Origin of the sequence: Janthinobacterium lividum (assembly GCF_034424625.1) — a bacterium.
GTDB classification, from domain to species: Bacteria; Pseudomonadota; Gammaproteobacteria; order Burkholderiales; family Burkholderiaceae_D; genus Janthinobacterium; species Janthinobacterium lividum.
Map to the genome: position 1 here is coordinate 1,997,750 of NZ_CP139976.1, position 16,020 is coordinate 2,013,769.

Here is a 16,020-nt window from a genome sequence, read left to right on the forward strand (position 1 = left end):
TTCTGGATATGCTTATGCTGTTGTTTCCACGCCGCGCCGTTCATGCGGCCAGATGGCGCAGCAGGGCGGGAATCTCGGTCGGGATTTCGCGCGCCAGGTAGCCGAGGCTGCCGAAGCGCAGGGCCAGCTGTTCGCCTGCCAGCGCATGCAGGGCGATGCCCCAGGCGCACGCCTGCTCCAACGGCGCCCCGCGCGCGGCCAGGCCCGTGATGATGCCGGCCAGGGTGTCGCCGGAACCGGAAATGGCCAGGCCGATATTGCCGCCTGCATGCGTCCAGCTGGTGCCGTCGGGCATGGCGATGACGGTCAGCGCGCCTTTCAGGGCGACGATGGCATTCCAGCGCCGCGCCGCGTCCACGGCGCAGGCATGCGGGTCGGCCAGCACGGCGTCTTTCGACAGGCCCATCAGCTGGGCCAGCTCGCCCGCGTGCGGCGTCAGCAGCACGGCTTGCTCAAAACGGAAGTGCGCGGGCTTGCGCACAACCTGCATGGCGCAGGCGTCGAGAATGAGGCGGCTGCCGGCAAACAGGGGCAGCAGGTGGCGCATCAGCTCGCAACTGGCCGCCGTGTCGCACATGCCTGGCCCCACGAGGACGGCATCCACCTTGCCGGCCAGCGGCGCCAGCTGGTGTTGCGCCTCGTGGCGGAAGCCGCCCAGCGCCGTTTCGTCCAGGCCGATGACCCGCGCCTCGGGCATGGCGATGGCCACCTGCGCCGCCACCGATGCGCCCGTCGCCAGGGTCAGCTTGCCGGCGCCCGCCCGTAGCGCTGCCGTGGCCGCCAGCAGGATGGCACCCGGCATTTCCGCCGAGCCGGCGACGATCAGCAGGTGGCCGCGCACTTCCTTGTCACCGTCGGAGTGGGGCATGGGCAGGGGCCAGGAGCGCAGCAGGGATGGGGTGATATGGGTGGTGTCCATGCATGGCTCCGAAGGATCAGGATTTGGGCGCAGCCGGCATGTCGGGCTGGGCCGTAACGGGTGTGCCGGCCGCTTCCAGCGGCGCGACGAAGTTGCACAGGTCCAGCTGCAGCTTGCCGTGCTTGCCCAGGGCGGAGTTGAAGGCGTAGGAGGTGACGCCGCAGTTGGGCACGTCGGCGGCCTTGTCGATGGCCAGGATGGCTTGCTCATCGCAGCGCTCGAGCAGGTAGCGGAAGCAGTTGACGATGACCTGGTGGCCGACGATCAGCACCCGTTCTCCCCGGTATTCGCGGGTGATGGTGTCGAGCACGCTGCGCAGGCGCAGGATGACGTCGCACCAGCTTTCGCCGCCTGGCGGACGGAAGTAAAATTTGCCCACGTGCTGGCGCTGTTCGTACAGTTCCGGGTACTTGCTGGCGATGCCGTGCACGGTCAGGCGGTCGAGGATGCCGAATTCCTTTTCGCGCAGGCGCTCGTCGGCTACCACGGAGGCGAGGCTGTCCGCGTCGATGCGCGCCAGCACGGCTTGCGCCGTCTGCTGGGCCCGCACATACGGCGAGTACAGCACGACGGTCGGTTGTTGTTCAGGGGGGAGGGTGGCGAACCAGTCGCCCAGGGCTTGCGCCTGGCGCGCGCCCAGCTCGGAGAGGGGGACATCGACATCGCGCTCGGCGATGGCGATCAATAACTGCTTTTCCGCTTCGGCGGCATCGCGCGCCACGTTACCGGCACTTTGGCCGTGACGCACGATCCAGATTTGCTGCGGCCATTTCTGTTCCATCGCCTTGCGCCTTCCTCTGTATTTATTGTTAATAAATATAGACGAAAGCGGCAAGGCGCGGCGCGCCGGTGGTGTGGCTGGACGCGCTTAAGAACGTCTAACAAAACCGTAGCGAGCGGAAGCGAGTTGTGGTTGAGAAGCGGAACTGTGCGAATGCACAGTGAGCATCGGAAACCGCGACCCGCGACGCGCAGTAGGTTTGGTTATGCGTTCTAGGCGGTATGTTCCGCTTCGTCCAGGTCGGGCGCGTCGTCGCTGTTGTAGACGGCCAGGTCGGTTTGTCCCATGACCCGGCTGGTGACGGTGCCGGCCGTGATCGAGCCGCTCACGTTCAGGGCCGTGCGGCCCATGTCGATCAGCGGTTCGACGGAGATCAGCAAGCCGGCCAGCGCGACGGGCAAGTCCATCGCCGACAGCACGATCAGGGCGGCAAACGTGGCGCCGCCGCCCACGCCGGCCACGCCGACGGAACCGATGGTGATGATGGCCAGCAAGGGCAGCAGGAAGCTGATCGTGAACGGGTCGACGCCGACGGTGGGAGCGATCATGACGGCCAGCATGGCGGGATAGATGCCGGCGCAGCCGTTCTGGCCGATGGTCGAACCGAACGAGGCGGCGAAGTTGGCGATGCCTTCCGGCGTGCCCAGTCGCTGGGTTTGCGTCTGCACGCTCATCGGGATCGAACCGGCGCTGGTGCGCGAGGTAAACGCGAAGGCCAGCACGGGGAAGACTTTTTTCACGAAGCGCAGCGGATTGAGACCCACTCCGGCGATGATGGCCAGGTGCACGAGGAACATCAATATCAGCGCGCTGTACGAGGCGACGACGAAGTTGATCAGTTTCAAGATGTCCGTGTAGCTCGACGACGCCACCACTTCAAACATCAGCGCGAATACGCCGTACGGCGTCAGACGCAGCACCAGGGTGACCATGCGCATGACGATGGCGTGCGCCACTTTCATGAAGTTTTCGAAGGACGCGAAGATTTCCGGCTTCTTTACGGCGATGCCCGTGGCCGAGATGCCGATGAAGATGGAGAATACGACCACGGCGATGGTCGACGTCTTGCGCGCGCCCGTCATGTCGAGGAAGGGGTTGGTCGGCACGAAGCTGACCAGCAGTTTCGGCAGGGACAGGGCTTTCGCCGTTTCCAGCGAGCCTTGCAGCTGCACGCCGCGCGCCACTTCGGCGGCGCTCGACGTCAGACCGACAGCCGTCAGGCCGAACAGCTTGGCCATCAGGATGCCCAGCGCGGCGGCGATGGTCGTGGTGATGAGCAGGGTGCCGATGGTCAGCGCGCTGATCTTGCCCAGGGAACTCGCGTCCTTGAGCTTTAGAATGGCGGAAATAATCGAGACCATGATCAGCGGCATGATGATCATCTGCAGCAGTTTGACGTAGCCGCTGCCGACGATGTCGATGTATTCATTGGTGCCGGCGATGATGGGCGAGCCGGCGCCGTACAGCCACTGCACGGCCGCACCGAGCAGCACGCCCAGGCCCAGGCCCGTGAAGACGCGCACGGTAAATGTCGCGTGTTTGCGTTGCTGGTGGAACATGAAAGCGAAGACGAGCAACGCAACGAGCAGGTTCAGGATGATGTTAATTGCCATGAAGGGGCCTTATCTTGGTTTTATTCGAGACTGCACGGAGCACATAAAACAGTACTACAACTGACAGCTGCCCCAGCCCGGGGCGGAAGGGCAAGCACTGTACAGTACTATGGTGGCGTTTTGCGCAATACCGCTGCGAATATTACGCTATATAAATATGCTCCACAGGCATAAGTCTTCCGGTGGATTGTGAAAAAGAAGATTTCATGCAAGCATGTTTTGCTTATTTATTAATGTCGTGCCAATTATTTCAAGGAAAAAGATGAATGCTTTAACGGAAGTACAGGTACTTGATGCGGAAGAACGCTTGCGCCTGGCCATGATGGCATCCGATGTGGCTGTACTGAATGTGTTGCTGGCCGATGACTTGTTGTTTACCAATCACCTGGGTCATCTGCTGAGCAAACATGCGGACCTGGCAGCGCACGAGCAGCGGCTGCTGACCATCACGGACTTGCGCGCGTCCGAGCGCCATGTGCGTGTCACTGGCAACGTGGCCGTCGTCTCCGTGCGCATGCACTTGACAGGCAGCTATCACGACGTGGAAACGCATGGCGATTTCCGTTTTACGCGCGTCTGGGCGCAGGATGCGGCCGGCGCGCTGCAAGTGATCGCCGCCCATTCCGGCGTCGTGGCTTGAGGAGCAAGAGTTAGTGGATCATCGTTCCAAAGGGCAGCTGTTGGAAGCTGTCATCGCCGCCGGCCCTGCCACCCTGGCCATCACGGCCGGCTATCCCGTGCTGTTGTACAACATGGTGCGTACCTGGGCCGACGCCCCCGGCGCCAATGCGCTGGCCGCGCTGCTGCTGACGGGCGGCCTGTGGGCCTTGCTGGAATTCTGGCGCATCGCCCTGGCAACGGTGGCGCGCAAGGCCTATGCGTTCAACTGGCGCTTCTGGCTGGCCATCGCCGGTTTTCTAGGTTGCTTCGTGCGTTTCGTGCCGGACATGCCGGCCGGACTGATGTTGTTGTTGATGGTGCTGCCGGCGCTGGCGTGGACGCATTTCATCTTGTTGCAGATCAAGCGCCCTGGCAATTTGTAAGTTTTATTCTTCCTCTTCGGCTTCTGCTTTCAGCCAGGTTATCCGTCCATTGCCTGCCTCATCCAGATGGGCCAGCAGGGCGGTGGCTGCCGCTTCCGCCAGGCTGAAGTCGAACAGCACGTGCTCGCCATGTTCCACGTTCAGCAAGGTGGCGCCGGCGCCATCGAGTTCGCGGCGCAGCATGCCTTCCATCGCATACGGCACCGTGCAGCGCAGGCTACGCTGGCGCACGATGGCCGTCTTTTCCGCCTGCAGCAGCGCTTGCGCCACGCTATCCGTGTAGGCGCGCACCAGGCCGCCCGCACCCAGCTTGATGCCGCCAAAGTAGCGCACCACCGTCGCCAGCACGCCTTCCAGGTCCTGGTGGCGCAGCACGTCGAGCATGGGCCGCCCGGCCGTGCCGCTCGGCTCGCCATCATCGACGGCCGCCGACTGCCCGCCCGCCAGCAGGGCCCAGCACACATGGCAGGCGCCCGGATGCTGCGCCTTCAAATCGTTGACCACCTGCTGCGCGCTGGCGCGGTCCGTCATCGGCTGCACGCAACCGATGAAACGGCTTTTCTTGATGATCAGTTCGCTGTGGACGGGGGCGGCAATGGTAAACGGCATGGCGGGTGCGAAGGCGGGCAAAGCAGCATGATAGAGGAAATGCGCGGCGGCGACGAGCCGGTGCCGCCTAGGCGCCCGATGGCGATACCAGTTCGCGCAGCGCCGCATCGCGCACTTGCAGGATGTCGAACAGTCCCAGCGCGTGCAGGGCTGGCAAGGCGTCGAGTATGTCGCGCTCGGCGATGCTTCGCTCGGCGCTGCCGCTGGCGTCGTCCAGCCATAGCCGGGCGTTGGCCAGGAAGGCCCCCACCGTTCCCTTGCGCACGGTAATGCCATTGAACTGGCCCTGGTTTTGTTGATCTGATAATACCTCTTCTGCACGCATGGTGAACTCCTGAGTGTTGGAAAGACTTCACTGTATGATGGCTGGATTGTCTTGCCTGCGTTGTTTATGTCATTCGATACGTCAAATCCGCCAATCTTGCCGCCATCGCTGCCGATGCTGATATCGCTGCGCGCTATGCGCATTGTCCAGCCGCAGGAGAGGGTGACGGCGGCGCACCGCCATGCCAGCGGTCAGCTGTTTGGCGCCATGCGGGGTTTGCTTTCCGTTGCTGCCGACAGCGGGCAATGGGTGGTGCCGGCCAGCCACTGCGTGTGGATGCCGCCCCATCATGTCCATGGGCTGCGTTCGCATGGTCCGTTTGCGGGCTGGAGCGTGTATGTGGACGAGGCCAGTTGCGGCAGCTTGCCCGCCGCGCCGTGCGTGATGCGCGTCTCGGGCTTGCTGCGCGAAGCGGTGGGCCGCGCCAGCGCCTGGGACGACGGCGCACTGGACACCCGGCAGGCCAGGGTGGCGGGCGTGATCCTCGACGAGATCGCCGCCGCGCCGCACGAGCCGTTCGGTCTGTCGCTACCCACGGACCCGCGCCTGCTGCGCGTGGCGCGCGCCGTGCTCGATGACCTGGCCGACGAGCGGGGCGTGGAAGCGCTGGCCGCCTGGGCCGGCGTGTCGCCGCGCACGCTGGCGCGCCGTTTTACGCTGGAGACAGGCTTTACTCCGTCCGCCTGGCGCCAGCGCGCCCGCATCCTGCGCGCCCTGGAGCTGCTGGCCACCGGCCAGCCCGTCACGACGATTGCGCTGGACCTGGGCTACGACACCGTCAGCGCCTTCATCGCCATGTTCAAGCGGGTGATGGGCGTGACGCCGGGCAGGTATGGGGAAGGGGCATAGCTGGCGCTGAAAACAAAAAAGCCAACCGCGAACGGTTGGCTTCTCTGAAGTATTTGGTAGGCCGTGCGGGATTCGAACCTGCGACCAACGGATTAAAAGTCCGCTGCTCTACCAGCTGAGCTAACGACCCAAAAACTTTGACTACTGAACTGCGGTAATACTGTGCCGTATCAGCATGCTTGCATGATGACGACTGAATCTTGGTAGGCCGTGCGGGATTCGAACCTGCGACCAACGGATTAAAAGTCCGCTGCTCTACCAGCTGAGCTAACGACCCAAGGGCGGCTATTATGACGGCCAACGGCGGTTTTGGGAAGGGCCGGGGTGGATATGGGCGGAAAAAAGCCTCGCGTAGCCCTCATGCGCGGTTTCATATTGCTAGATAGCCTGCCTATATCGGATCCCATGCCTGCAACGAAGACCTTCCCATCCCCGAGCGAGCGCCGGCGCTGTCCGACGAATTGTGCACGGCGTCCAGACGTATGCTGCATGCCACTGCTGCTATTGGGGCTGTTATTCCTGCCGGAATTGCCCCTGGAAGGGCATCCGGCAACGGTCAAGGACGATCAGTAGCGTTCCAGCCAGTGCGCGTAGGGCGCCGGCAGGGTCCACGAGGCGCGCTCCACGCCGAGCTCCTTGGCGGCAAAATATGCCCAGTGCGGATTGGCCAGGTGCGCCTTGCCCACCATCACCACGTCCAGCTGCTCTTCCTTGACGACGCGCTCGGCAATGGCCGGCGTGCCGAAGCCCCAGGCGGATGAGACGGGCACGCCCGCTTCGCGGCGCACGCGCTCGGCGATCGGGCCCATGAAGGCCGGACCCCACGGAATCGATACGTCGGGAATGGTGAAGCCCATGCTGACGCTGAGCATATCCATGCCCGCATCCTTGAACTGGCGCACGAGACCGATCGATTCGAGCAGGGTTTGCTCGTCGCGGCCGTCGAATTCCAGTACGCCGAAGCGGATGGTCAGCGGCAGGTGCTCGGGCCACACTTCACGCACGGCTTTCAGTGTTTCCAGTAGGAAGCGGCTGCGGTTTTCCAGGCTGCCGCCATAGATGTCGTCGCGCTGGTTCGCGTGGGCGGAAAAGAAGCTTTGCGCCAGGTAGCCGTGGGCGAAGTGCAGTTCCAGCCATTCGAAGCCCACTTCGCGGGCGCGGATGGCCGCATCGACGAAGTTCTGTTTCACGCGGGCAATATCGTCGAGGTCCATGGCGCGCGGCACTTTCGGCAGGCCGCCGCCGAAGGCGATGGCGGACGGGGCGATGGTTTGCCAGCCGCGCGCGTCGCCTTGCGTGATGTGGTCGTCGCCTTCCCATGGACGGTTTGCGCTGGCCTTGCGGCCCGCATGGGCGATCTGGATGCCGGGCACGGAGCCGGCCGCCTTGATGGCTTTCACGACGGGCACGAAGGCTTGCGCCAGATCATCGTTCCAGATGCCCGTGCAGCCGGGCGTGATGCGGCCTTCGGGCGCCACGGCCGTCGCTTCGACGATCACCAGTCCCGCGCCGCCGCGCGCCATGCCTGCGTAATGCGACAGATGCCATTCGTTGGCCACGCCATCGACGGCCATGTACTGGCACATGGGCGGCACGGCGATGCGGTTGCGCAGGGTGACGTTTTTGAGGATGTAGGGCTGGAAGAGGGCGGACATGGTGGCCTTTGTGTTTGTTGATGGAAGTATTGATGGATGCTGATTCGGTAGTTCGTAAATATTCGAAGAATGGAATTAGTATAGCGCATGCTGTATGATTCTGCTCATGCGCCCACACAAACATCCTCCCGCCAGCGAATTCGTGCTCGAACGCGTGCTCTACGCCTTGAGCGACTCGATTCGCCTCGACATCGTGCGCCACCTGGCCAGAGTCGACGCGGCCGCCTGCGGCGACCTCGACGGCGGACGGCCGAAGTCGACCGTTTCCCACCATTTCAAGGTCTTGCGCGAAGCGGGCCTCGTCTATACGGAAAACGCGGGCACGACGCACATGAACACCTTGCGCCGCGCCGATATCGAAAGCCGCTTCCCCGGCTTGCTGGACGCCATCCTTGCGCAGCAGCCATTGGCGCCCGAGGCGCCGGACGCGGGCGGGCAGGGCGCTTAGCGGCCTGCCGTGCCCCGCCATCTTCCAGGCTCGGCTATGATATCGGCCTTTCGGTAAGTCCCCGGCCGCGCGCTTGTTGCGCGATGGGCTGGCGACGCTACCTGGCACGGCAAGGGATGGGAATGACGGCAGCAGCAGTGGTATCACAGGCGGACCTGGCAAATCGTCCGCAGTTTGGCTGGATCAATGGTTTGAAGGCAGGCGCGGCGCAGTTGATCGTGTTGCATCACCTGGCGTTTTACGGCCCCATGTCCGATTACGTGCAACCCCTGTGGCCCGCATTGCTGGACTGGCTGGGCGGCAGTGCGCGCATCGCCGTGCAAGTGTTCCTCGTCATCGGCGGCTTTCTCGTCGCCAAATCCCTTTCGCCTGCCGGCCGTCCCGGCATCGCCACGCCGCTACAGGCGATCTGGCGCCGCTATGCCAAGCTGGCGCCGCCTTTCCTGGCTGCCACCTTGCTCGCTGCCGTGATTACGCCGGTCGCCGGCATCTGGATGCAGCACGACTCCATGTCGGCCGCCGTCACTCTGGGCCAGCTGAGCGCTCATGCCTTGCTGCTGCATGGCGTGCTCGGTTATGAGTCGCTGTCGGCCGGCGCCTGGTACGTGGCCATCGATTTCCAGCTGTACCTGCTGACGGTATCGCTGCTGTGGCTGGGCGGCCGCCTGGCGGGCCAGCGGCGCGGGCACTGGCTGATGCCGCTGGCCGTCACCGCGGGTATTACCTTTTCCCTGCTGTATTTCAATCTCGACGCGGACTGGGACAATTGGGCGCCGTATTTCTTCGGCAGCTACGGCCTTGGCATGCTGGCCTGGTGGGCCAGCGATCCGGCCCGCAAACCCGGCGCCATGACCGTGCTCATGGCCATGGCCGCCGTGCCCGTCCTGCTGGCCCTGGCCGTCGATTACCGCAGCCGCATCGCGCTGGCCCTGATCGTCGCCTGCGCCCTGTTCCTGTTCGGCCGCGCCCGCACGCCGTCCCAAGGTGGCGCATGGAACATCATCAACACGCTGGGCCGGATCTCGTATGCCGTGTTTCTCGTCCACTTCCCCGTCAGCCTGCTGGTGAATGCCTTGTTTGTCACGTATGCGCCGCTCGAGCCGGAGTGGCAGGCGCTGGGCATGCTGACAGCCTGGGGCGCCAGCCTGGCGGCCGGCGCCGCGTTTTACCGCTGGGTGGAGGTGCCGCTGGGGCGGGTGATGGGTAGTGTGCTGGCGCATCTTGCCGGCAGGCCGGCGTTGGCGCCGCGTTAAGGGTGGCGATGTAGCCGTCCCGATGGCGCCCTTGCTCGTGAAACAGGGCTGGCTGTTTCTATTATTTGTTACTACAATAAATAATGAGAATCACTTTTGATGCTGTCAAGCGTGAAAAGACGCTCAGGGAGCGTGGTCTCGACTTTGCGCGTGCGCGTGTAGTGTTTGACGAGCTCACCATTACGCTGCCGGACCAGCGCCAGGACTACGGCGAACCCCGCTTCATCACTGCAGGCTGGCTCGACGAGCCCCTGATTGTACTGGTCTGCGCGCCGCGTGGCCGGGCGCGCAGGATCATCAGCATGTGGAAGGCAAATGAACGCGAAATCGACAAATACAAGCAAAGCCTGGGTTGATCCCGACGATGCGCCTGAATTGACGGATGGTTTTTTCGAGCAGGGTGTCTGGCAAGTGGGCAACAAGCCCGTTTCCCTTTCCGACGCGCGGCAGGAAGCGGCACGCCGCCGCGGCAGACCCGCTGGCACCGGCGGAAAGGTCAGCACGACCATACGTTTCGATGCCGACATTCTCGAAGCCTTCAAGGCCACCGGCGATGGATGGCAAACGCGCATGAATGATGCGTTGAAGGAGTGGCTGCGATCCAGGCAAACCTAGAAAACAAAAAAGCCAACCGCGAACGGTTGGCTTCTCTGTAGTATTTGGTAGGCCGTGCGGGATTCGAACCTGCGACCAACGGATTAAAAGTCCGCTGCTCTACCAGCTGAGCTAACGACCCAAAAACTTTTTACAACAACTTCGGTAACACTGTGCCGTAAAAAAATGCTTGCTATAACAACTCGCAAGCAGATCAGTACTGCGTATTCGTGGTAGGCCGTGCGGGATTCGAACCTGCGACCAACGGATTAAAAGTCCGCTGCTCTACCAGCTGAGCTAACGACCCGAAGAAGAAAGATTATAGGGGGTGCCCGGGATTCTGTCAAACCTAACGGGCAACTTTTTCCCCGCTTTTACTTTTTGCCGCCCCGTTCCTTGGCCGCCTGGGCCGCGCTGGAGTCCGGGTAGCGCGAGATCAGCGCGTTCAGCGTCTTGGTCGCGTTCGGCTTGTCTTTCAGCTCCGTGTAGCAGCTGGCGATGTTGAGCATGGCATCGGCTGCCTTCGGGCTGTCCGGGTAGTTCTTCAGCACTGCCTGCTGGGCCGTGATGGCGCTCTTGCAGTCGCGCTGGGCGTAATAGGCGTTGCCCAGCCAGTATTGCGCGTTGGCCGCGTAGGCCGATTCCGGATAGCGCTTGACGAAGCCGTCCAGCGCCGTGACGGCGCCCTTGTAGTCGCCCGACTTGAACAGGCCGAACGCGGATTCGTACGCGCTTTGCTCGGAGACGCCCACGGCCGCTTCCTGGCCGTCGATGGTGACCTGGCGTGGCTCGAGCTTGCGCAGGCGCGCGTCGATGTCGGTGTAGAAATCCTTCTGGCGCTTTTGCACATTCGCCAGGTCGTTGCCCAGCACTTCGATCTGGCCGCGCAGGCGAGCGATCTCTTGCATGGTCTGGTCGTGTTGGTTGATCAGGCTCAAGGTGCTGGTCTTGTCCGCCTTGGTGTCGATGCGGCTGTTCAGGTCGCGCGCCATGGCGTCGACCTTGGCGCGCAGCTCGAGGATGGCCTTGCGTGCTTCGTCGTCGTCGAACAGGGCGGCGTTGGCGTGCAGGGGCAGGTAGGCAAACGCGGCCATCAAGGCGGCGGCGACGCCGGCTTTCGAGAATGTCATCATGGGTCGGGCTTTCAAAGGTTACGCAAAACATGCAAACGGGGCGCCGGGCGGTGAATCACCGCGCTGCGCCCCATTATTATGCCTATGACTGGCCAGTTAGGTAAGCGTCAATGCTGCGGCGCTCACCCCTGAACATCAATAAACGATGTCAGCGCGGCGGTTTTCTGCCCATGCTGCTTCGTTGCTGCCTTGTGCTTTAGGCTTTTCTTTGCCCAGCGACACGGCTTCCATTTGGCCTTCTGGCACGCCCAGGGCGGCCATCGACTTGCGCACGGCTTCAGCACGTTTCTGACCCAGGGCCAGATTGTACTCAGCGCCACCGCGTTCATCGGTGTTACCTTGGATCAGGATCTTGCGGCTAGGCGTTTTCACCAGGTAGCCAGCGTGGTTTTGCACGACTGGGGTGTCCGCTTCGCGCACGACGTATTTGTCGAAGTCGAAGTAGATGCTGCGGTTAGCCAGCACGCCTTTTGGATCGTCCAGTGGATCGACCGATGCGGTCGTCACTGGCTGAACTTGACGGGTGTCAACTGGAGCAACGACTTTTTCAGGAGCGCGCTCAACCACTGGGGTTTCTGCGACTTTGACTGGGGTGCTGCAGGCGGACAGCAGGGCTGCGGTAGCGGCGATGAAAGCCAAACTTTTAAAGTTACTCATTTTTATTCTCCGGGTCATGGTTAAAGGTGAAACTGTACAGCATTTACTTCATAAAAGGACCCCAGGTGGGCTCCTTGATATTGCCAGCTTGCGTAGTCAAACGCTGTTTGACGCGGCCATCCACCGATACCACTGCCAGCGACTTGCGTCGTCCGGATTCGGTCGCGTACATGATATATTTCCCGTTGGGCGAAAAGCTCGGTGATTCGTCGTTGGCGGTGTCCGACAGGCGCAGTTCCTGGCCACTAGCCAGGTCGAGCGCGTAGAGCTGGAAATTGCCGTCGCGACGGGAAATATAAGCGAGTGTCTTCCCGTCGGACGAAATCCGCGGGCTGATGTTGTAGGAGCCGCCAAACGTCACGCGTTTGGCTTCGCCGCCGCTGACCGACATGCGGTAGATTTGTGGTCCGCCGCTGCGATCGCTGGTGAAGTAAATGCTTTGGCCATCGGCCGAGAATTGAGGTTCCGTATCGATGCCGCTGCTGCTGCTGACGCGGCGCAGGCCGCTGCCGTCGGCATTGACGGTGTAGACCTGGGTATGACCATCGCGCGACAGGGCCACGGCCAGGCGCGAGCCGTCCGGGCTCCAGCTCGGCGCCGAATTGCTGCCTTTTTCATTCGACACGATGGTGCGCTGGCGCGTCACCAGATTTTGCACGTAGACAATCGGTTTTTTCTTTTCAAACGACACATACGCGACCTTGGTGCCATCCGGCGACCACGACGGCGAAATGATCGGCTCGTTCGAGCGCAGGGCGACCTGGATGCCTTCGCCATCGGCGTCGGCCACTTCCAGGCGGTATTCGCGGCCCGATTGCGTGACGTAGGCGATGCGCGTGGCGAACGCGCCCTTGACGCCCGTCAGCTTTTCATAGATGTCATCGGCGATCTTGTGCGCCAGCAAGCGGTTGAACTGCGGCGCGGCCGCATTGTTCATGCTGGAGATCTGGGCGCCCTTGATGGTGTCGAACAGCTTGTAGCGCACGTCCAGGCGGCCATCGGCCATGCTTTGCACGGTGCCGGCCGCCAGCGCGTCGGCGCCGCGCGACTTCCACTGCTCGTAGCTGACGGGCGCCGTTTCCGATACGGGCGCATCGGCGTCGATCAGCTTGAACACGCCGCTGCGCGCCAGGTCGGCCTTGATAATGCCCGACAGCGATTGCGGCGCCGCCGATTCATTGACGAAGCTGGCGACAGCCACCGGGATCTGGTTGCTGCCGATCCCCGTAATCTCCACGCGCAGCTGCGCCTGGGCGCTTGACGCTCCCAGCACCAGGCTGGCGCAGAGCACGACATAGCTCATTTTTTTCATGGTCATCATTTAGGCAAATCCTTCATCTCGAATATGAGTTCAATCTCGCGTTCCACGGTGCCGTCTTTTTTCTTCGGCAGTGGCGACGATTTATTAATGGCGTTTTCCACCGAGCTGTCATACGCCGGCAGGCCGCTGCTTTTAATCTTTCGGACCGAAATAATTTCCCCAGTTGGCAGTTGCTCGATCTTGAACACGGCGCGCGGGTTGCCCGGCACGTCCGTGCTACCGCTGTACGCGATATTGCTCTTGATCTTGCTCGTCAGGGCAGCGACATAGCCGCTGTCCTTGCGTGGCGCGGTCGCTTTCGCGGCCGTGCCCGTCGTGCCGGCGCCCGCCGCACCCGTGATGCGGCTCATTTCCGCGGCGCGCGCCTTGTCGGCGGCTTTTTTCTCTTCCGCCGCTTTTTTCGCCTTGGCGGCTTTTTCCGCCGCCGCTTTTTTCTCGGACAGTTCTTTCTCGGCTTTTTCTTCCGCCGCTTTTTCTTTCTCTTTGGCTTCCTTGGCTTTCTCCAGCTTGTCAGCCTTTTCTTTTTCCAGCTTTTCAGCCTTGTCTTTCTCTTTCTGCTTCTGTTTTTCCAGTTCGCGCTTTTCTTCCTCGCGTTCCTTCAATTCCTGCTTGCGGCGTTCTTCCGCTGCCGCTTTGTCTTTTTCTTCCTTCAGCTTGGCCTTCTTGCGTTCGAGGGCGATCTCCGCCTCGCGCAGATCGACCTTCGGCTCGGGCGCTGCCACGGGCGGCGGTGGCGGCGGAGCCGGCTGTTCCACTTGCGGTTCCGGCGGCGGCGCCGGTGTCGGCTCCGGTTCCGTCGCCACGTCAGGCGGCGGCGCGGCCGTCTGCACTTTCATATCCCACACTTCCGCTTCGACGGCGACAGGTTCCGTATTTTGCCAGTGTACGCCCACCCACAGGAAAAACAGCAGCCCAAGGTGCATCGCCAGCGCCAGGCCCAGCGAGGGCCAGCGGCTGCGTTCGCGCGGCACGCTGTAGGGCTTGCCGAGTACATGGTCGATTTGTTTGTTCTGCAAAGTCTAGTCTATCTAAAAACGGTCAAGTCTGGAAACAGGGTGCTGCGCTTACTTGGTGGCCAGGCCGACGCGGGTAATGCCCATCTTTTTCGCTTCCGAAATGAGCTGGATCACATCGTCGTACTTGCTTTCCTTGTCGCCGGCGATCATCACGGGATAGTCGGGGTTACTTTCATGCAAACCGCGCAGCTTGCGCAGCAGGGCGTCGCGGTTCGGTTCCGTCTCCGGCGACAGCTGTTCCTTGCCGATGACGCCGATCGACAGCGAACCATTCGGTTTCAGCACGATCTGAATATAGTCATCGGGCGGTTTGGCCGACTTTTCCGCGTTGGGCAAGTTCACCACGCTGGGATTGTTCGACGACGGCATCACCATGAAAATGATCAGCAGTACCAGCATCACGTCGATATACGGCACGACGTTGATCTCGGACTTGAACTTGCGGCCACGGCCACCGCGCATGCCGCCGCTATTGAATGAGGAACCCATGGACGCTGCTCCCTCTTAGCGCGACTGGCGCTGCAGGATGTTGGAGAATTCCTCGACGAAGCTTTCGAAGCGGATCGCCAGACGGTCGATGTCATGCGAAAAACGGTTGTAGGCGACGACGGCGGGAATGGCCGCGAACAGGCCGATGGCGGTGGCGATCAGCGCTTCGGCGATGCCGGGCGCGACGGCGGCCAGCGTGGCTTGCTGCACGTTGGCCAGGCCGCGGAAGGCGTTCATGATGCCCCAGACGGTGCCGAGCAGGCCGATGTACGGCGAAACGGAGCCGACGGAAGCGAGGAAGGCCAGATGCGATTCGAGCACGTCCATTTCGCGCTGGAAGGCGGCGCGCATGGCGCGGCGTGCGCCGTCGAGCACGGCGCCCACGTCCAGCGCTTCGCGCGAACCGTAGGAAGCCTTGCCCTTGATGAATTCGCCCATGCCGGCATCGAAGATGCGGGCCAGCGCGCCGCTCTGGTCGCGGTTGCCGCTGGCGTTCTGGTGCAGCGCATGCAGGTTGCCGCCGGCCCAGAAGCTGCGTTCGAATTCGATGGTTTGCTTGCGCGCCTGGCGCACGGCAAACATCTTGCGGAAAATGTAGGTCCAGCTGGTCAGGGAAATCAGCAGCAGCAGGGCCATGATCAGTTGCACGATCAAATGGGCATTGGAGATGAGCGCGAGGAAAGAAAGATCTTGTGTAACGTTCATTGGCTGGCAGTCTGTTGGGTGAATTGTCCGGGAGTGGCGGGTAGGGCTCAGGCGGCGCGCATGCGGGCCGCGACTGCATCAGGCACGGCGCGCGGGCGCAGTGCCGAATCGACGCAGCCGATCTTGACGCGGGCCGTATTGAGCAGGCGGTCGCCGCACCAGGCTTGTTGCAGGAAAACGATGGAGGCGCGCCCCATTTTTTCTATGCTTAAGGTTAATCTTACCGTGTCATCGAGCCTGGCTGGCGCATGATAGTCGGCGTTGACGCTTTTGACAACGAACATTGCATCGTGCTGCTCCAGCAATTCCTGCTGGCCCACGTCGATGGCGCGCAGCCATTCGGTACGCGCGCGTTCGAAGAATTTCAGGTAATTTGCGTAATAGACGATGCCGCCGGCGTCGGTGTCTTCATAGTAGACACGTACGTTCCAGGTAAAGACTGAAGGCATGTTTATTGCGCCAGTAGTGAGATTGAGCAACATTTTACGCGATTTTTCTTCCTGTGACTGTGGGCGCTTGCTGGAAAGCCATGCAAAAGCTGCATATAAGTTGCACCGCAGCATTGTAAATCCGGCGTGTGCAATGGCAAGCTTCGTAACATACGCTTACA

General features: G+C 62.1%; 20 protein-coding genes and 4 tRNA genes. 7 read left to right on the forward strand and 17 right to left on the reverse strand.

What is annotated here, in order from left to right; genetic code table 11:
* Window positions 1-40: 40 nt before the first annotated feature.
* The 3 genes from U0004_RS09035 to U0004_RS09045 form a co-directional block, all read right to left on the reverse strand.
* Window positions 41-919 (reverse strand): NAD(P)H-hydrate dehydratase, encoded by an 879-nt coding sequence (locus U0004_RS09035; RefSeq protein ID WP_070259743.1) that lies wholly within the window; start codon window positions 917-919, stop codon window positions 41-43.
* A gap of 16 nt (window positions 920-935) precedes the next feature.
* Entirely contained in the window at window positions 936-1,700 is a 765-nt protein-coding gene (locus U0004_RS09040) for a histidine phosphatase family protein (RefSeq protein WP_070259744.1), read from the reverse strand.
* Between the two features lie 212 nt (window positions 1,701-1,912).
* Window positions 1,913-3,313 carry an L-cystine transporter gene (locus U0004_RS09045; RefSeq protein ID WP_070259747.1) on the reverse strand — a complete coding sequence of 467 codons (1,401 nt, stop codon included), beginning with the start codon at window positions 3,311-3,313 and terminating at the stop codon, window positions 1,913-1,915.
* Between the two features lie 262 nt (window positions 3,314-3,575).
* Between U0004_RS09045 and U0004_RS09050 the strand changes: the two genes are divergently transcribed.
* Window positions 3,576-3,953: a nuclear transport factor 2 family protein gene (locus tag U0004_RS09050; protein ID WP_034785122.1), complete on the forward strand. Its 378-nt coding sequence runs from the start codon at window positions 3,576-3,578 to the stop codon at window positions 3,951-3,953.
* 13 nt (window positions 3,954-3,966) lie between these two features.
* Window positions 3,967-4,356, forward strand: a complete 390-nt coding sequence (locus U0004_RS09055; RefSeq protein ID WP_070259748.1) for a hypothetical protein — start codon at window positions 3,967-3,969, stop codon at window positions 4,354-4,356.
* Window positions 4,357-4,359: 3 nt separating this feature from the next.
* On the opposite strand, the gene U0004_RS09060 is transcribed toward U0004_RS09055, so the two are convergent.
* Together U0004_RS09060 and U0004_RS09065 are read right to left on the reverse strand one after the other, a co-directional pair.
* A complete protein-coding gene (locus tag U0004_RS09060) occupies window positions 4,360-4,965 on the reverse strand; it encodes an IMPACT family protein (RefSeq protein ID WP_070259750.1) in 606 nt (201 codons plus the stop codon).
* Between the two features lie 67 nt (window positions 4,966-5,032).
* Window positions 5,033-5,290, reverse strand: a complete 258-nt coding sequence (locus U0004_RS09065; RefSeq protein ID WP_070259752.1) for a hypothetical protein — start codon at window positions 5,288-5,290, stop codon at window positions 5,033-5,035.
* 135 nt (window positions 5,291-5,425) lie between these two features.
* Here U0004_RS09065 and U0004_RS09070 point away from each other — a divergent pair, with 135 nt between their 5' ends.
* Window positions 5,426-6,139 (forward strand): AraC family transcriptional regulator, encoded by a 714-nt coding sequence (locus U0004_RS09070; RefSeq protein ID WP_231958610.1) that lies wholly within the window; start codon window positions 5,426-5,428, stop codon window positions 6,137-6,139.
* Between the two features lie 54 nt (window positions 6,140-6,193).
* On the opposite strand, the gene U0004_RS09075 is transcribed toward U0004_RS09070, so the two are convergent.
* The 3 genes from U0004_RS09075 to U0004_RS09085 all read right to left on the reverse strand — a co-directional run bounded on the left by U0004_RS09075 (window position 6,194) and on the right by U0004_RS09085 (window position 7,794).
* Window positions 6,194-6,269: transfer RNA gene (locus U0004_RS09075), tRNA-Lys, on the reverse strand.
* Window positions 6,270-6,340: 71 nt separating this feature from the next.
* Window positions 6,341-6,416, reverse strand: a tRNA-Lys gene (locus U0004_RS09080).
* A gap of 289 nt (window positions 6,417-6,705) precedes the next feature.
* On the reverse strand, window positions 6,706-7,794 hold the full coding sequence (locus U0004_RS09085; protein ID WP_070259754.1) for an NADH:flavin oxidoreductase/NADH oxidase: 1,089 nt from the start codon (window positions 7,792-7,794) through the stop codon (window positions 6,706-6,708).
* 106 nt (window positions 7,795-7,900) lie between these two features.
* Here U0004_RS09085 and U0004_RS09090 point away from each other — a divergent pair, with 106 nt between their 5' ends.
* The 4 genes from U0004_RS09090 to U0004_RS09105 all read left to right on the forward strand — a co-directional run bounded on the left by U0004_RS09090 (window position 7,901) and on the right by U0004_RS09105 (window position 10,110).
* Entirely contained in the window at window positions 7,901-8,242 is a 342-nt protein-coding gene (locus U0004_RS09090; RefSeq protein WP_052140607.1) for an ArsR/SmtB family transcription factor, read from the forward strand.
* Window positions 8,243-8,364: 122 nt separating this feature from the next.
* The gene (locus U0004_RS09095) at window positions 8,365-9,495 is read left to right on the forward strand and encodes an acyltransferase family protein (protein ID WP_070259756.1); all 1,131 of its coding nucleotides are present in this window, start codon (window positions 8,365-8,367) and stop codon (window positions 9,493-9,495) included.
* An 83-nt stretch (window positions 9,496-9,578) separates the two neighbouring features.
* Window positions 9,579-9,851, forward strand: coding sequence for a BrnT family toxin (locus tag U0004_RS09100; protein ID WP_070259758.1), 273 nt, complete (start codon window positions 9,579-9,581; stop codon window positions 9,849-9,851).
* The gene (locus U0004_RS09105) at window positions 9,811-10,110 is read left to right on the forward strand and encodes a BrnA antitoxin family protein (protein ID WP_070259759.1); all 300 of its coding nucleotides are present in this window, start codon (window positions 9,811-9,813) and stop codon (window positions 10,108-10,110) included. Before U0004_RS09100 ends, U0004_RS09105 begins: the two co-directional genes overlap by 41 nt.
* A gap of 45 nt (window positions 10,111-10,155) precedes the next feature.
* Here the strand turns inward: U0004_RS09105 and U0004_RS09110 are convergent.
* The 9 genes from U0004_RS09110 to ybgC all read right to left on the reverse strand — a co-directional run bounded on the left by U0004_RS09110 (window position 10,156) and on the right by ybgC (window position 15,859).
* A tRNA-Lys gene (locus U0004_RS09110) sits at window positions 10,156-10,231 on the reverse strand.
* An 89-nt stretch (window positions 10,232-10,320) separates the two neighbouring features.
* Window positions 10,321-10,396, reverse strand: a tRNA-Lys gene (locus U0004_RS09115).
* A gap of 67 nt (window positions 10,397-10,463) precedes the next feature.
* Window positions 10,464-11,222, reverse strand: a complete 759-nt coding sequence (gene ybgF, locus U0004_RS09120) for a tol-pal system protein YbgF (protein WP_034786577.1) — start codon at window positions 11,220-11,222, stop codon at window positions 10,464-10,466.
* A gap of 135 nt (window positions 11,223-11,357) precedes the next feature.
* Window positions 11,358-11,879: a peptidoglycan-associated lipoprotein Pal gene (pal, locus tag U0004_RS09125; RefSeq protein WP_034786578.1), complete on the reverse strand. Its 522-nt coding sequence runs from the start codon at window positions 11,877-11,879 to the stop codon at window positions 11,358-11,360.
* A gap of 43 nt (window positions 11,880-11,922) precedes the next feature.
* Entirely contained in the window at window positions 11,923-13,191 is a 1,269-nt protein-coding gene (gene tolB / locus U0004_RS09130) for a Tol-Pal system beta propeller repeat protein TolB (protein ID WP_034786777.1), read from the reverse strand.
* A gap of 5 nt (window positions 13,192-13,196) precedes the next feature.
* Window positions 13,197-14,216, reverse strand: a complete 1,020-nt coding sequence (gene tolA / locus U0004_RS09135; RefSeq protein ID WP_081345451.1) for a cell envelope integrity protein TolA — start codon at window positions 14,214-14,216, stop codon at window positions 13,197-13,199.
* Window positions 14,217-14,264: 48 nt separating this feature from the next.
* The gene (locus U0004_RS09140; protein WP_223278896.1) at window positions 14,265-14,705 is read right to left on the reverse strand and encodes an ExbD/TolR family protein; all 441 of its coding nucleotides are present in this window, start codon (window positions 14,703-14,705) and stop codon (window positions 14,265-14,267) included.
* Between the two features lie 15 nt (window positions 14,706-14,720).
* The gene (gene tolQ, locus U0004_RS09145) at window positions 14,721-15,410 is read right to left on the reverse strand and encodes a protein TolQ (RefSeq protein ID WP_034759183.1); all 690 of its coding nucleotides are present in this window, start codon (window positions 15,408-15,410) and stop codon (window positions 14,721-14,723) included.
* Between the two features lie 47 nt (window positions 15,411-15,457).
* Window positions 15,458-15,859, reverse strand: a complete 402-nt coding sequence (gene ybgC / locus U0004_RS09150; RefSeq protein ID WP_046682324.1) for a tol-pal system-associated acyl-CoA thioesterase — start codon at window positions 15,857-15,859, stop codon at window positions 15,458-15,460.
* Between the last annotated feature and the right edge of the window lie 161 nt (window positions 15,860-16,020).

Excerpts from the sequence above, each read along its gene's own strand:
- tolQ (WP_034759183.1), bottom strand. The coding sequence starts at position 15,410 with ATGAACGTTACACAAGATCTTTCTTTCCTCGCGCTCATCTCCAATGCC.
- U0004_RS09085 (WP_070259754.1), bottom strand. The coding sequence starts at position 7,794 with ATGTCCGCCCTCTTCCAGCCCTACATCCTCAAAAACGTCACCCTGCGC.
- U0004_RS09040 (WP_070259744.1), bottom strand. The coding sequence starts at position 1,700 with ATGGAACAGAAATGGCCGCAGCAAATCTGGATCGTGCGTCACGGCCAA.
- U0004_RS09050 (WP_034785122.1), top strand. The coding sequence starts at position 3,576 with ATGAATGCTTTAACGGAAGTACAGGTACTTGATGCGGAAGAACGCTTG.
- U0004_RS09090 (WP_052140607.1), top strand. The coding sequence starts at position 7,901 with ATGCGCCCACACAAACATCCTCCCGCCAGCGAATTCGTGCTCGAACGC.
- pal (WP_034786578.1), bottom strand. The coding sequence starts at position 11,879 with ATGAGTAACTTTAAAAGTTTGGCTTTCATCGCCGCTACCGCAGCCCTG.
- U0004_RS09105 (WP_070259759.1), top strand. The coding sequence starts at position 9,811 with ATGAACGCGAAATCGACAAATACAAGCAAAGCCTGGGTTGATCCCGAC.
- U0004_RS09035 (WP_070259743.1), bottom strand. The coding sequence starts at position 919 with ATGGACACCACCCATATCACCCCATCCCTGCTGCGCTCCTGGCCCCTG.
- U0004_RS09100 (WP_070259758.1), top strand. The coding sequence starts at position 9,579 with ATGAGAATCACTTTTGATGCTGTCAAGCGTGAAAAGACGCTCAGGGAG.
- ybgF (WP_034786577.1), bottom strand. The coding sequence starts at position 11,222 with ATGATGACATTCTCGAAAGCCGGCGTCGCCGCCGCCTTGATGGCCGCG.
- U0004_RS09140 (WP_223278896.1), bottom strand. The coding sequence starts at position 14,705 with ATGGGTTCCTCATTCAATAGCGGCGGCATGCGCGGTGGCCGTGGCCGC.
- U0004_RS09070 (WP_231958610.1), top strand. The coding sequence starts at position 5,426 with ATGCGCATTGTCCAGCCGCAGGAGAGGGTGACGGCGGCGCACCGCCAT.
- tolB (WP_034786777.1), bottom strand. The coding sequence starts at position 13,191 with ATGAAAAAAATGAGCTATGTCGTGCTCTGCGCCAGCCTGGTGCTGGGA.
- U0004_RS09045 (WP_070259747.1), bottom strand. The coding sequence starts at position 3,313 with ATGGCAATTAACATCATCCTGAACCTGCTCGTTGCGTTGCTCGTCTTC.
- U0004_RS09060 (WP_070259750.1), bottom strand. The coding sequence starts at position 4,965 with ATGCCGTTTACCATTGCCGCCCCCGTCCACAGCGAACTGATCATCAAG.
- ybgC (WP_046682324.1), bottom strand. The coding sequence starts at position 15,859 with ATGCCTTCAGTCTTTACCTGGAACGTACGTGTCTACTATGAAGACACC.
- U0004_RS09065 (WP_070259752.1), bottom strand. The coding sequence starts at position 5,290 with ATGCGTGCAGAAGAGGTATTATCAGATCAACAAAACCAGGGCCAGTTC.
- U0004_RS09095 (WP_070259756.1), top strand. The coding sequence starts at position 8,365 with ATGACGGCAGCAGCAGTGGTATCACAGGCGGACCTGGCAAATCGTCCG.